Below are 12,947 nucleotides of genomic sequence, written 5' to 3'. Positions count from 1 at the left end.
AGCTAGGATGACGAAAACACTCTCACTTGTGGTGCCGTGCTATTACGAGGAACAAACAATTGACCTTTTTTATGCGGCAGTTGAAGATATCAAATCCCAGCTGCCCGGATTAGAACTAGAATATTGGTTTATCAATGACGGGTCGCGGGACCAAACATTAGCCAAAATGCGGGCATTACAAGCCCGTGATCCAGAGCATGTGCATTATGCGTCCTTTTCCCGCAATTTTGGTAAGGAAGCAGCAATGCTATGTGGGCTTCGCTTAGCAACTGGGGATTACGTTACAGTAATGGACGCTGACCTGCAGGATCCACCAGATATGCTCCCCCAGATGGTTGAGATCTTGGAAACTACGGACTATGATTGTGTCGGCACTCGGCGGGTGGACCGCGAAGGTGAACCCCCAATTCGGTCATTTTTTGCCCGGATGTTTTACCGGATCATTAATAAAATTTCGGACAGTGAGATCGTCGATGGAGCCCGTGACTTTCGGGTGATGACGCGTCCGTTTGTCAATTCGGTGCTAGAGTTGAGCGAGTACAACCGTTTCTCCAAGGGGATCTTTAGCTGGGTTGGGTATAAGACCAAGTACCTCCCATATGAGAACCGGGAGCGGGTAGCTGGAGATACGAGCTGGAATTTTTGGGGCTTGTTTAAATATTCGATTGATGGTTTAGTGAATTTTTCCCAATTTCCGCTCGATATTGCTTCGCTGGTTGGCTTGTTCTCATCATTATTTTCCGGGCTGGGAATCCTCTTTATTGTTATTCGGTACCTGATGTATGGTGATCGGACAACTGGTTGGGCCTCAATGGTCTGTATTGTCCTTTTTATCGGGGGGATTCAGCTTTTGTGCTTGGGGATTCTTGGCAAGTACATTGGCAAGATTTTTACTGAGGTTAAGCACCGTCCGATTTATATCGTGAAAGAAAAGAAATAATTATCTAAAGTGAGGGTAGGATCATGATTGATTTACATGAAATCATCGACAAGATGAACCCCAAACAGAAGTTTAACTATGACAAAATAATGCAAAAGATGGTTCAGAGTTGGCAGGCTAATGGTATTCGCCCGCGGATCCTAATGCACAGCTGTTGCGCACCGTGCAGTACATATACTTTGGAATATTTGACCCAGTATGCAGATGTGACGATTTATTTTGCTAACTCTAATATCCATCCACGTGATGAGTACCTGCGACGGAAGTATGTCCAGCAGAAGTTTATTCATGATTTCAACGCGCAAACAGGAAATAAAGTCCAATTTATTGCAGCTCCTTATCAGCCCCAGGAATACTTTGAACAGGTTCGAGGATTGCAGGATGAGCCAGAAGGAGGGGCCCGGTGTCGGGTATGCTACAATTATCGTTTAGATTTAGTGGCACAAAAGGCCGTTGAGTTGGGCTTTGACTACTTTGGCAGTACATTGACGATCTCGCCCCATAAGAATTCCCAAGTGATCAACAATGTGGGGATTGACATTCAGGAGTTATACGATACGCAGTATCTCCCCAGTGATTTCAAAAAGAATAACGGGTACCGGCGGTCAGTTGAGATGTGTCATGAATATGACATTTACCGGCAGTGCTACTGTGGCTGTGTCTTTGCAGCTAAGGCCCAGGGGATTGACCTGAGTCAGATCAGGCGTGAGGCCCGGGCTTTTCTAGTTGGTAAGGATGGCGACCAAGAATTCCCAGAAATTGTCTTTAACATTGAACGAGAAAATAAGTAGCAATGAAAAGCGGATGGGGAATGCCTTAACAGCAGTACATCTGATAATAAAGGGTACTCCGCATATGGTAAAATCTCCGGGAGGCTGGCCCTGCATTCATGCCTTATTTCCTGGATGATCTGATAGTATCCTCTGACCGTGCGCGCTGGTGAACTAACTTCAAAACTAAATTTAGACATAGTAAAACCCCCATAATTGGATTGTTTTAGTCCAACTATGGGGGTATTTTTACTCCTAGCCTTTATGGTTATTCATGTTTTTCTGGTTTTTCCGCCAATGTAATCAACCCAACGGCATTCATCCCAGTGTGGGTCATAATGATAGGACTAGTTAATTCAGCAAGATAAGGAATATCCTTGTTGACGTTATTAACTAACACGTTGTCCTTGATCCTTTGTAAAAATTCTGGATCAGTAGCGACGTTGGACAAGGACAAAGCTTGGATTTGGTTGTCCTGGTGCATTTTCGCAATTTCCTTAGTATGCTTGAGGAAAAGTTTGCGTCCCCGCCCCTTAGCATAGATCCCCAAGCCATCGTTGTTAACCCGAACGATAACTTTAATATTGATGATTTTAGTTAAAGCACCGGCGACCTTGCTAATGCGTCCTCCTGCAACTAAAGCATCAAGATTATCAACTAAAACATCAATTTGAGTTCGATGCCAAATATCGGTTAAGTGGGCCTTGATCTCATCCATAGACTTGCCAGCAGCGATATCTTTGGCTGCGGCAATAACTTGGAAGGCCATCCCGCGGTCAGTTGACTTACTGTTGATAACAGTAACCTTGCCATCGACCATCTCGGCGGCAGCCACAGCTGTTTTGTAAGTTCCGCTTAGGAAGTCAGCCATCATAATTGCGAGCACTTCGCTCCCGTCAGCGGTTAACTGCTCGTAAAGATCAAGAAAACGTCCTAATGCGGGTTGACTAGTCTTGGGAAGGATGCCCCGCCGTAAGTATTCCACTAACTCTGGTCTTGTGATCGTTTCCCCATCAATGTATTGCTTACCTTCAAGTTCGACGGATAGTGGAATAATCGTAATATTGTATTTTTCAATTTCAGCAGGTGTTAACTGAACTGAAGAATCGGTTAAAATTTTAATAGCTCTTGTCATAGGGATACCTCACACACGATCCTTTATAAAAAGGTTTTCTTTCCTTTAATTATACGGCAAAAAGGTTTTGATATGCAACTAGTTATTAAGGTTGTCTGATATAGATTTGAAGTCTATATGTCTAGATTAAAAGACCAAGACGCGCAGAGAATACGGTCGTTGCCGTTCGCTGATTTGGAGCTCACCTTCCTCAAAGGTGATGATCTTGTACGGACCACCGTTAATTTGCGTTGCTAGACTAGAATTTTCATCACTTGCAAGAATGTTTTTTAGTTGCAAGTTATACTTTTGTGGCAAATGACCAATGATCAATGGTGGTCGGTCATGGGGGAGGTATTTGAGAGCATAGAGTTCTGCTGCGGGGTCAAAGTCAATCACAAAATCTCCCAGATAAACATCTTGGGGGTAACGTTGGACTTGGAGCTCCTCATAGTCTTTGAGCAAAAGTAATTGGATATTTTTTTGTAGTGCTTCATCAGTATAGGAATCTAAAAGAGCCGTTTCTGTATCAAGCTTGTGGAGGGCAAGCTGCAATACGTCAAGATGTTCATATAGATCGGGAATTTCAGTGTCGATATACCAGGGATCGTTATATTTGATTTCATGGTATGGACTGACAGCTGCGGGTTTTTTGGATGATTCTGCCATTAAATCACCTCCTAATGAATAAATTTTGCGTATGTTTATCTTAGCACAAGTCAGAGCTGGCGCCGAATAAAGTTGACAGCGCATTCGTAATGGAAGTGTAGTATCATAGAAAGTGAATAAAGGATGGTGAGCGGATATGTTTGCTGAACGACTACGAGCATTACGACAAGGAAGAAATATGACTCTGACAGAGTTAGCACGCGAATTATCGAAGATGACCCCTGATGAACGTCCCAATACTGGGCCCCAAATAGGTAGTTGGGAGCGCGGAGTGAATACTCCTTCATATATTGAGGTTCATAAATTAGCAGTTTTCTTTGGGGTTTCCATGGATTACTTGGCTGGTCGGGCTTATCCTCAAATTGACCTTAATGAATTGTTTGCGACGACTTCCCAGTTAGAATTTGCTGGGCAAAAATTGAGTTCAGCTGACCGTAACGCCATCTATGGCCTGGTTAAGGGTTATGTCCAGGGTAAATACTTCGATCCAAATGGGGCGAGTGGTACGGCCTTGACTGATGATTTGACATTACCACTAGATTGAGAGTTGAAAAAGTGAGAGTAGATTATAAGTTAATTATTCGTAACATCTTTCTAAACGTTATGGGAGCGCTGGTTTATGCCATCGCCGTCCGGGCTTTCCTCATTAGTAATGACCTCGGTGAGGGTGGGGTAACAGGTCTCATGACGATATTTTACTATTGCTTCAAGATCCCGACTTGGTTGACCAACTGTGTGCTCAACACAATCATTTTGATCTTGGGATGGAAACTACTGGATAAAAAGACGGTTTATTACACTCTTTTAACCATCTTTTCGATTTCAGCCTGGCTGCATGTTGTGGATCGGATCCACTTTGAACTACATGATCCCTTGGTAGCTGCTTTAGCAGGTGGGACTCTGATGGGGATCGCCATGGGATTGATTTTCAAAGGACATGGGACCATCGCCGGGAGTACCGTTTTAGCCGCTATTTTGAACAAATATTTTGGCTTCAAAACAGGTTATGCGATGCTAATTTTTGATTATGCAGTAGCTATTCCATCCTTAGTGGTCATAGGGTTTGAAAACATGCTACTAACCTTGGTAGAACTGTATGCTTCAGCAGTTGTTTTGAACAAGATCTTAGCCTGGGGAGTTGACCAAAAGGCGCTGTTAATCACCGGAGAATTTCCGCAGACCTTAGGCACAGACTTAACCCAGTTGTATGGGGGAAAAATAACTGAGTTAGCTGGAGATACAGGAGTCCAATTATATTATGTTTGCGCCACAAGCAAGTATGTTAATGCGCTTAACAAGATCAAACAATTAGCGCCAGCAGCATACGTCGTGGTATCTGATGTGCGCAGTAGTTACGGACGGGATGTACTGCGTTTACTATAACAAGATATTGTGAGTGGAAAATAATCTTTGCGGTAAGCTAGGACGATAAAGTGCGGTGTTCTTTGCTCGTACTTAGAATTAGACTTACGGTTATTTTCCCCGTTAGTTGTAAAACAAAGATCGAGGCTGGTGAGAAAACACTGTTTTCTCCCAGCCTCTTGTACTAGGAAGATAGGCGAAGCTTTTTGTCTCCCTTATAATCTATGCTAAAATTGAACTACTAACATTTAAATGCTTAGGACGCATGAAAGGAGAAGTAATCTGATTGTTTACGATTTTGCATAAAATGTACGGTCCACTGTTTGATGGTCATAACTGGGCAACAGTGGTGACGTCCAAAGAAGATTGGATCATCATTTTGACGTTAGTTCTATTAGAATGTATTTTGTCTGTTGATAACGCGATTGTTTTAGCTGCCCAAACGCAAAAGCTACCAACAAAGCTTGAACAAGAAAAGTCTTTATTCTATGGGCTATGGGGGGCCTATATTTTCCGCTTTATCCTGGTCGGATTAGGGTCATACTTGATTAATTTTTGGGAGATTAAAGTGGTCGGAGCAGTTTATCTGATTTACCTGTCTGTTCGCCACTTTTATGAAATTCTTCGTCCTGACCGGGTCCATCACAAGGACAAAAAGAAGTCCCTTTTTGCATGGATGCCTCTATTCTGGCAGGTAGTTATTTCAATTGAGATGATGGATATTGTCTTCTCCGTTGACTCGGTATTGGCTTCCTTGGCTGTTTCACCGAACCCTGTGATTGTATTTATCGGTGGGATGGTTGGGATCTTGTGTATGCGGGGGATCGCTGAAGTGATCATGCGGTTAATGGATGTCCTCCCCGAACTGAAAGTGATGGCCTATGTTCTGATTGGGATCATTGGGATTAAACTATTATTGTCAATCCCAGCAATTGATATTGAAATTCCAGCGACATGGTTCGGTTTAATCGTGTTATTAGCCTTTATTGTGACATTTATTGTGCATTGGGCTAGAAACAAAAAGTAATGTCCAAATGGAGAAAAGAGGAAGAGTGGATGCGACAAGTAACACCAGCAACTATTGAACAATTGACTGCGGATCACATGGCGCTAGTAGATTTTTGGGCTTCATGGTGTGGTCCTTGTCAAATGATGGAACCAGTCTTAGCTGCATTAGATCAGGAATTCGGGGTAGAGATTAACTTTGGCAAACTGAACGTTGAAAAGTACCAAGACTTTGCTGTATCCAATAACATCATGAGTATTCCAGCTTTAATCTTATATGTTGATGGTCAACCCAAAGAAAAAATTACGGGGTATCGGGAGTTAGCTGCCATGCGGGCATATTTGAAACGTAAGCTAGCTGAATATCCAGCTTAGGGGTTGTAATAGTGAAAATTAAGAAAAGTCAGATTATCGGTAATACATTGAGTATCATGATCTGCGCTATGCTGGGTGGGAGTTTACGCTACTGGCTCAGCCAGGTTATACCTTTATGGCCCATGCTTGTCATCAACCTTAGTGGATGTCTAATTTTGGGGGGCTTGACCTTTTATTGGCTTGAACGCAAGCCTCTCGCTGAATGGATCACTGTTGGCTTGGGAACCGGGTTGCTTGGTGCCTTTACCAGCTTTTCATCGTTTACCCTCGATGTAGTCAAAATGACTAGTCCTGGATTGGTCTGGGGATATGTGCTCCTCAGTATTGGTGGCGGGTTGCTGGCAACTGCTAGTGGCTGCTATATTGGGCATTACCTAGGTACACGGGAGGTACGCCGATGACATATTTGTGGATATGTTTGGGAGCCAGTTGTGGTAGTGCCGTGCGCTATCTGATTACAACATGGTTTAAAACTCAACGGTGGGGGCAAACCTTCCCGTATGCCACTCTCATTGTAAATCTCACGGGAGCCTGGGGTTTGGGCGTATTGGCCCACCACCTGGTAGCAACTAGTTCGGCTTATTTACTACTGGGAACTGGGTTTATGGGCGGATATACAACTTTTTCGACTATGAACCTAGAATTGTGGTTACAGGCTAAGAGTAAAAAGTGGGGGCAGTTGATACCTTATTTATTATTAACTTATGGTGGGGGTGTACTCCTAGCTTGGTGGGGGTATCTCTTATAAAAATAAAAGATGTGATTGAAGAACGATGAAAGAAGAAAAAATTGCGATAATAACTGATAGTTCTAGCGGGTTGCCGGCAGAATTATTAGCTAAAAACGATATACAAGTGATTAATATCCCCATTCGTGTAGGGGAAAAAGTCTATCGTGAAGGAGCAGGACTGGATCCGTTGTGGTTTCAGGCTGAGATGGCAGAAACAGATCAAGTTCCGGTTTTAGAACAATTACCTGTATCAGTGTTACAGGAACAGATGAATAATTTGAGAACGGCGGGGTATACTGACGCATTGTATATCCTTTTGTCGGGGGGAATTTCCCCTTTAGCTTCCAAAGTGGAGGCCTGTGCCAACCTCGTGGATGGGCTTAAAGTGACCGTCTTTGACTCTCTAACTGCAGGGGCAAGCCTGGCGCAGATGGTGCAGTTAGCAGTAGCTATGCGCCGTGACGGGTGTGATGTTTCCGAAATATTGACGGCTTTGCGTGAGTATCAAGGTAGTTCGGCGACACTGTTGGTGTTACGTAATTTGCGCCAGTTGAACAAGCACGGTTATGTATCCAATGGATCAACCCTGGTTAGTAACATTCTCTTGCGGTTAAAGACGCTGGCGCTATTTGATGAAACCGGGCGGTTAGTGATGGTTGATACTCAGAGTCGGCTCAAGACACTTTATAAAGAAGTTACTAAACGCGCCCATAAAGATTACTTGAACTTACAGGACCGAATGGTGATCACTATCATGGAAACGCCTGACCGGATGAGTACAGATAGTTTAGATGAGATTCGTGAACAATTGACCAGCACTTTTCCGAAAGCTAAAGTTGTGGTCAAACCTTTTCCACCATCTTTGATCACGATCACTGGGGCACACAGTGCGGGGATAACTTGGGGGCCCGACTGGGAGTTTCTAGCGTTAAAAAAGAATTGAGATTTAAATAGAGATTATGTGAGCGGGAGACGTAACTAGTGTTGCTAGTTAGGCCGCTCTTTTTTGATTGAGGAAGTGATGGGCATGCGGGTTGCGATCAGTAGTGATAATCATGTGGATAGTAATCAGGTAGATGTGGATGAAATTGTTGCACGACAAGCAGAATATTTACGTATTCACAGTGTGGATATGTATTTTATTGCCGGCGATGTCACCAATGATTTTCAAAAAACAGTGGATTATGTGGAAAAGTTAACTGCTTTAACCACAGCTGAGGTCCGTTTTATTGCGGGCAATCATGATATGCTCCATAATGTAACGTACACAGAGCTCGAGTCAAACCTTCATCCCCAATATTTCCACAGGCAGCAGTTAAGGCTCCCTAACTGGACGATTATTGGTAACAATGGCTGGTATGATTATTCCTTTTCACAGTATTATACACAGCCGGCTAGTGTGGCGCGGTGGAAAAAGGCTTTGTGGGTAGATAGTCCGCTCCAGCAGCCAGGATCCGACCGGGAACGGATGGATCGTGTTTTGGCCCAGATAAAACAAGCTTTGGACCAAGTACAAACCCCTAATGTGCTGGTCATTACCCACTTTGTTCCCCACCGCCAGCTTCTATGGCCCAAGCCAGCACGGGTTAAGACCGCCCGGCATGAACGGATTTATGAAATGGTAGTTGCAATGATGGGAAGTCAACGACTGGGTGATTTGCTTGCAAGTTATCCCCAGGTAAAGGATGTGATTTACGGCCATATTCATGGAGTTCACCCACCCCAAGTCTATGATGGGATTACCTACCTAAATCCAGCCGTGGGAGTAAATAAACCGCGCAATCAAGAATGGCAATGGCCAAACTTTATGCAACAATGGCAACATCAATTAGTGGTGCTCGATCTGACATAAAAAGTTATCCAGATGTTAATAACCCGGTAGCAAGGAGATTTTCTTGCTACCGGGTTATTTAAAGGCTATTTATTCTTATATGTGGAAACTTCGATCAAGTTTTGATCCGGGTCATGGACATAAAGGGAAAGCATTTCTCCTTCTGCTCCTAATTTTTTCACCGGACCAGCCACGATATCGACAAAGTAGCTCACCATATGGTTGTGCACATCTTCCATATTGTCACCAACAACAATTGCAAGGTCGGCCGCCCCAACGGTGGGGTGTGTGGCCTTGAGGGCGTCACGATCAACACGCTGCAGGCGAATCAATTGGTGCCCGCAACGGAGGGTAGTTACCTGGTCATCACTTTGGTCAGCGATGATCGGCATATCAAACACTTCATGGTAAAAACGTTCCGCAGTAGCAATATCACTAACAGTCAGAACGATATGGTCAAGTCTTCTTACACGCATAATTAAATACCTTCTTTTTTATAATTTTTCCATCCTTTAATGCAGGTGGTAACAAAGTAAGTCCCAATAACAGTAACCAGGGCTTCGGTGATCGGTACGCTAGCCCAAACCCCGTTGATCCCAAACAGGTGGCCACAGATGACAATGGCAGGAATAAGAATAATGTATCCCCGCATGATGGAAAGGAAAAAAGCCTGGCGTGGCCGGTTGACAGCAATCATGAACATCATCATTAAGACGTTTAGTGCGACGAAGAATGCACAAATAAAATAGATCGGTAAACCTGATGTTGCATAGACACTCAGAGCTTGGGAGTGAGCGGTGTTGAACACTGCAACTACTGGTTGGCGGAAAAGCGTCAAGCAGATAAAGGTTCCGGTTGCAATTCCCAAAGTAACCTTGAATCCCAGCTTCAGGGAAGTGATTACGCCCGCATAGTTATGCTTGCCAAACTCACGACTAGCAATCGGTTGGACTCCGAGCGCAACCCCGTTACTCATAGCGATGACAACAAGCGCGATGTTAGCGATAACTCCATAGGCAGCGATTGCCGGGTTGCCCCCTAAGCCAAGTAAGACCCAGTTAAAAGCAAAGATACTTACCCCACTGCTTAGCTCATTGAAGAAAGAAGCAGTCTCCAGGCGGGCGGCTTTGAGGAGCCAACGCCAGTCAGGCATAGCGAGGTGTAAGGTCAGAGTTCGCTGAGCAAAGCGCCGGTGAAAACTAGCTACCACAAGGTTGAGGGTCGGTGCGATCGCAGCAGCAATTGCTGCCCCATTCATTCCCAGGTCAAAGATAAAGATCAAGACATAATCCAAAACAATCATCGAAAGGGTTTCGGTAAGGGCAGCAGCCATCGTCAGTGAAGGATTACCATCGTTACGAATAAAGTTAACGGTGATGTACTTGCACATGATAAAGGGAGCTGACCAAGCAAGGATCCGAAAATAAGGATAGGCCAGAGGCAGGGTTTGTTCATTGGCTCCTAGCAGATGTAAGATTGGAGTGGTAAACAGATAAAATAAAATGATAAAGATAATCCCCGTTCCGGCAGCAAAGGTAATCAATTGGCTGAAGAGGTTGCGGACCTTTTCAGGATGACGCACCTTGTTGAGAGAAAAGAGGGTCGAGCCCCCGACCCCGAGCATCAAGCCGATCGCATTGAAAAAATTAAAGACAGGCAGAACAATATTAAGGGTGGATAACCCGAGCTCTCCTGCGGTGATGGAAACAAAAAGGGTATCAATCAAGATATATAGGGAGATCCCCAGGTATGCAAAAATATTGCGGAAAATATAGTGGCGAGTTTCTTGGATAATTTCTTTTTGCAAGCATGTTCTTCCTTTCACGAGCATATCAAATTTAGTATACCAGAGTTTATGGTGGAAAGCGTAAGGAAGTGTGCGTTGAGTAGGCAATTAAATTCAAGTATAATTGGGCGTGTGTAGAGGTATGATTTTTGATCTACATATAGGAGAGGCTGGGGAAATTTTGTTTTTCTCAGCCTCATTCTTTATTTGCAAATTCTATATCAATAACATGGCTGTTCGAGTTTGCCGCAAGGATTATTTCTAAGCATATTTGACAAGTATTTTTGGTTGTAAGGACCAAAGGTGTACAATGATACAGTTAAGTAATTATTTTAAAGAGGCGATAATATGCATAAGGGAACAAAGATTATTACTTTAGATAATGGCTACCATTTGTGGACTAATACGCAGGGCGAGGGGGACATTCATTTACTTGCCCTCCATGGTGGTCCTGGTGGCAATCATGAATATTGGGAAGACGCAGCTGTACAACTGCAAAAACATGGGATCAACGCCACAGTAACTATGTATGACCAATTAGGTTCACTTTACTCAGACCAGCCAGACTATTCCCGACCAGATATTGCGGCTAAATATTTGACGTATGAATACTTTTTAGATGAAGTCGACGAAGTACGGGCTAAGTTAGGTTTAGACAATATCTATCTGATCGGGCAGAGCTGGGGTGGCTTGCTTGTTCAAGAATATGCAGTTAAGTACGGGCAGCATTTAAAGGGAGCAATCATTTCATCTATGGTTGACGAAATTGATGAGTATGTTGACCATGTCAACTATCTACGGGAAAAGACTCTTCCTGCTGATGCCGTGGCCTTTATGAAAAAATGTGAGGCGGCGAATGATTATAGTAATCCCCAATACCAAAAATACGTTCAAGTAATGAATGAGAACTATGTAGATCGTAAGCAACCATCCAAGTTATACCACTTGTATGACCTAGGGGGAACTGCGGTATACAATGCTTTCCAAGGGGATAATGAGTTTGTGATCACAGGTAAACTCAAAGACTGGCATTTCCGGGATCAATTATCTAAGATCACGGTTCCAACCCTCTTAACCTTTGGCGAACACGAAACCATGCCTCTTGCAACTGCCAAGACGATGGCAAGTCTCATCCCTAACTCACGGCTGGTAACTACACCTGAAGGGGGTCACCACCACATGGTGGATAATCCGGATGTTTATTACCACAACTTAGCTGAATTTATCAGTCAAGTTGAAAATCATACTTTCAATTAAGCTTAAGTTTGCAGAGTGCGCAATGATGCTAGCCACAATATGGTCAGTGTTGTTCGGGCACTCTTTTTTTATTAACTAGACGACAAACGTAACGATAACGTCTTATAATGAAACTAATAATAATGAAAGGGTGATGACGATGCAAATTGGTTTTATCGGAACAGGGGTTATGGGAATGGGAATTATCCAAAACCTATTACGTGCAGGCTATCAAGTGCAGGTTTTTAACCGCACAAAGGCTCACGCACAGACAGTAGTAGCTGCTGGTGCTCAATGGGTGGATAGTCCAGCTGCTCTAGCTGAACAAGCGGATGTGATTTTCACAATGGTAGGTTTCCCCCAAGATGTCGAACAAGTTTATCTAGGTGAAAATGGTCTTTTAGCCCATGCCCATCCCGGACAAATTATGGTTGATATGACGACTAGCAAGCCATCACTAGCTCAAAAGTTGGGACAGTTAGGGCAGGAGCAGGGGGTTGCTGTTTTAGATGCCCCGGTTTCTGGAGGCGATATTGGGGCAAAAAACGGGACCTTGACAGTAATGGTTGGGGGCCCTGAGGCGACTCTAAAGCAGCTCCGCCCCTTAATGACCAGTTTTAGCAAGGAAATTAATTACTTCGGCAGTTGGGGTGCAGGCCAGCATGCCAAGATGGCCAACCAGATTATGATTGCGGGTACAATGACAGGGATGACAGAGGCGCTGGTTTATGCACGACATGCGGGCTTGGATACTAAGCAAGTTATTCAGACCCTCCAAGGTGGGGCAGCGGCCAATTTTAGCATGGGCACGTATGGCCCACGGATCTTAGCTCAAGACTATACACCCGGCTTTTTTGCCAAGCATTTTCTCAAGGACTTACGGATCGCACTTGCTGAAGCAGAAGCTATGCACCTTGACTTGCCTGGCACAGCTACTGCTAAGCGCTTGTACACAGAACTCGTAGATGAACGCCACCATGGCGATGATGGGACGCAAGCATTGATTAAGTTGTGGGAAGAAAATTAATCATTCGTAATGAGCAAGAAAAAATAGATTACTAATGATTGGAAAACTTCTTAAGTTGGGGGATGATCTGCAACTTAGGAAGTTTTTTGCATTAAAACCCAT

16 protein-coding genes are annotated in these 12,947 nt (G+C 44.0%); 12 read left to right on the top strand and 4 right to left on the bottom strand.

Annotation, left to right across the window (positions count from 1 at the left end; translation table 11 throughout):
• Positions 1-7 precede the first annotated feature (7 nt).
• Together G541_RS0102965 and G541_RS0102960 are read left to right on the top strand one after the other, a co-directional pair.
• Positions 8-940, top strand: coding sequence for a glycosyltransferase family 2 protein (locus G541_RS0102965; RefSeq protein WP_027826461.1), 933 nt, complete (start codon positions 8-10; stop codon positions 938-940).
• Positions 941-963: 23 nt separating this feature from the next.
• The gene (locus tag G541_RS0102960; protein WP_027826460.1) at positions 964-1,731 is read left to right on the top strand and encodes an epoxyqueuosine reductase QueH; all 768 of its coding nucleotides are present in this window, start codon (positions 964-966) and stop codon (positions 1,729-1,731) included.
• Positions 1,732-1,978: 247 nt separating this feature from the next.
• Here the strand turns inward: G541_RS0102960 and G541_RS0102955 are convergent, their stop codons facing one another.
• Together G541_RS0102955 and G541_RS0102950 are read right to left on the bottom strand one after the other, a co-directional pair.
• Positions 1,979-2,845, bottom strand: coding sequence for a DegV family protein (locus G541_RS0102955; RefSeq protein ID WP_027826459.1), 867 nt, complete (start codon positions 2,843-2,845; stop codon positions 1,979-1,981).
• Between the two features lie 126 nt (positions 2,846-2,971).
• The gene (locus G541_RS0102950; RefSeq protein WP_027826458.1) at positions 2,972-3,493 is read right to left on the bottom strand and encodes a hypothetical protein; all 522 of its coding nucleotides are present in this window, start codon (positions 3,491-3,493) and stop codon (positions 2,972-2,974) included.
• Between the two features lie 136 nt (positions 3,494-3,629).
• On the opposite strand from G541_RS0102950, the gene G541_RS0102945 reads away from it, so the two are divergent.
• From G541_RS0102945 to G541_RS0102910, 8 genes are all read left to right on the top strand, one after another.
• On the top strand, positions 3,630-4,037 hold the full coding sequence (locus G541_RS0102945; RefSeq protein WP_027826457.1) for a helix-turn-helix domain-containing protein: 408 nt from the start codon (positions 3,630-3,632) through the stop codon (positions 4,035-4,037).
• An 11-nt stretch (positions 4,038-4,048) separates the two neighbouring features.
• A complete protein-coding gene (locus tag G541_RS0102940; RefSeq protein WP_027826456.1) occupies positions 4,049-4,876 on the top strand; it encodes a YitT family protein in 828 nt (275 codons plus the stop codon).
• Positions 4,877-5,162: 286 nt separating this feature from the next.
• Positions 5,163-5,882, top strand: coding sequence for a TerC family protein (locus tag G541_RS0102935; protein WP_035162797.1), 720 nt, complete (start codon positions 5,163-5,165; stop codon positions 5,880-5,882).
• A 29-nt stretch (positions 5,883-5,911) separates the two neighbouring features.
• Entirely contained in the window at positions 5,912-6,235 is a 324-nt protein-coding gene (locus G541_RS0102930) for a thioredoxin family protein (RefSeq protein ID WP_027826454.1), read from the top strand.
• A gap of 11 nt (positions 6,236-6,246) precedes the next feature.
• On the top strand, positions 6,247-6,636 hold the full coding sequence (locus G541_RS0102925; RefSeq protein WP_051174542.1) for a fluoride efflux transporter FluC: 390 nt from the start codon (positions 6,247-6,249) through the stop codon (positions 6,634-6,636).
• Positions 6,633-6,983 (top strand): fluoride efflux transporter CrcB, encoded by a 351-nt coding sequence (gene crcB, locus G541_RS0102920; RefSeq protein WP_027826452.1) that lies wholly within the window; start codon positions 6,633-6,635, stop codon positions 6,981-6,983. The genes G541_RS0102925 and crcB overlap by 4 nt, the downstream gene beginning before the upstream one ends.
• 25 nt (positions 6,984-7,008) lie before the next feature.
• Positions 7,009-7,908 (top strand): DegV family protein, encoded by a 900-nt coding sequence (locus G541_RS0102915; RefSeq protein WP_027826451.1) that lies wholly within the window; start codon positions 7,009-7,011, stop codon positions 7,906-7,908.
• Positions 7,909-7,992: 84 nt separating this feature from the next.
• Positions 7,993-8,817 carry a metallophosphoesterase gene (locus G541_RS0102910; protein ID WP_027826450.1) on the top strand — a complete coding sequence of 275 codons (825 nt, stop codon included), beginning with the start codon at positions 7,993-7,995 and terminating at the stop codon, positions 8,815-8,817.
• A gap of 65 nt (positions 8,818-8,882) precedes the next feature.
• Here G541_RS0102910 and G541_RS0102905 read toward each other — a convergent pair whose 3' ends face one another.
• Together G541_RS0102905 and G541_RS0102900 are read right to left on the bottom strand one after the other, a co-directional pair.
• On the bottom strand, positions 8,883-9,272 hold the full coding sequence (locus G541_RS0102905; protein ID WP_027826449.1) for a VOC family protein: 390 nt from the start codon (positions 9,270-9,272) through the stop codon (positions 8,883-8,885).
• 2 nt (positions 9,273-9,274) lie between these two features.
• Positions 9,275-10,627 carry an MATE family efflux transporter gene (locus tag G541_RS0102900; protein ID WP_051174541.1) on the bottom strand — a complete coding sequence of 451 codons (1,353 nt, stop codon included), beginning with the start codon at positions 10,625-10,627 and terminating at the stop codon, positions 9,275-9,277.
• A 303-nt stretch (positions 10,628-10,930) separates the two neighbouring features.
• On the opposite strand from G541_RS0102900, the gene G541_RS0102895 reads away from it, so the two are divergent.
• Together G541_RS0102895 and G541_RS0102890 are read left to right on the top strand one after the other, a co-directional pair.
• Positions 10,931-11,839 carry a proline-specific peptidase family protein gene (locus tag G541_RS0102895; protein ID WP_027826447.1) on the top strand — a complete coding sequence of 303 codons (909 nt, stop codon included), beginning with the start codon at positions 10,931-10,933 and terminating at the stop codon, positions 11,837-11,839.
• A gap of 130 nt (positions 11,840-11,969) precedes the next feature.
• Positions 11,970-12,845 carry an NAD(P)-dependent oxidoreductase gene (locus tag G541_RS0102890; protein WP_478211989.1) on the top strand — a complete coding sequence of 292 codons (876 nt, stop codon included), beginning with the start codon at positions 11,970-11,972 and terminating at the stop codon, positions 12,843-12,845.
• The last annotated feature ends 102 nt before the right edge of the window (positions 12,846-12,947 follow it).

The organism is Ligilactobacillus saerimneri DSM 16049 (assembly GCF_000423265.1).
GTDB classification, from domain to species: Bacteria; Bacillota; Bacilli; order Lactobacillales; family Lactobacillaceae; genus Ligilactobacillus; species Ligilactobacillus saerimneri.
This window is presented reverse-complemented; position numbering and strand designations above follow the sequence as displayed.

What these genes read in the sequence shown, in the direction of transcription:
- G541_RS0102910 (WP_027826450.1), top strand. Translation starts at nt 7,993, where the DNA reads ATGCGGGTTGCGATCAGTAGTGATAATCATGTGGATAGTAATCAGGTA.
- G541_RS0102930 (WP_027826454.1), top strand. Translation starts at nt 5,912, where the DNA reads ATGCGACAAGTAACACCAGCAACTATTGAACAATTGACTGCGGATCAC.
- G541_RS0102895 (WP_027826447.1), top strand. Translation starts at nt 10,931, where the DNA reads ATGCATAAGGGAACAAAGATTATTACTTTAGATAATGGCTACCATTTG.
- G541_RS0102935 (WP_035162797.1), top strand. Translation starts at nt 5,163, where the DNA reads ATGTACGGTCCACTGTTTGATGGTCATAACTGGGCAACAGTGGTGACG.
- G541_RS0102950 (WP_027826458.1), bottom strand. Translation starts at nt 3,493, where the DNA reads ATGGCAGAATCATCCAAAAAACCCGCAGCTGTCAGTCCATACCATGAA.
- G541_RS0102900 (WP_051174541.1), bottom strand. Translation starts at nt 10,627, where the DNA reads ATGCTCGTGAAAGGAAGAACATGCTTGCAAAAAGAAATTATCCAAGAA.
- G541_RS0102960 (WP_027826460.1), top strand. Translation starts at nt 964, where the DNA reads ATGATTGATTTACATGAAATCATCGACAAGATGAACCCCAAACAGAAG.
- G541_RS0102965 (WP_027826461.1), top strand. Translation starts at nt 8, where the DNA reads ATGACGAAAACACTCTCACTTGTGGTGCCGTGCTATTACGAGGAACAA.
- G541_RS0102945 (WP_027826457.1), top strand. Translation starts at nt 3,630, where the DNA reads ATGTTTGCTGAACGACTACGAGCATTACGACAAGGAAGAAATATGACT.
- crcB (WP_027826452.1), top strand. Translation starts at nt 6,633, where the DNA reads ATGACATATTTGTGGATATGTTTGGGAGCCAGTTGTGGTAGTGCCGTG.
- G541_RS0102905 (WP_027826449.1), bottom strand. Translation starts at nt 9,272, where the DNA reads ATGCGTGTAAGAAGACTTGACCATATCGTTCTGACTGTTAGTGATATT.
- G541_RS0102955 (WP_027826459.1), bottom strand. Translation starts at nt 2,845, where the DNA reads ATGACAAGAGCTATTAAAATTTTAACCGATTCTTCAGTTCAGTTAACA.
- G541_RS0102915 (WP_027826451.1), top strand. Translation starts at nt 7,009, where the DNA reads ATGAAAGAAGAAAAAATTGCGATAATAACTGATAGTTCTAGCGGGTTG.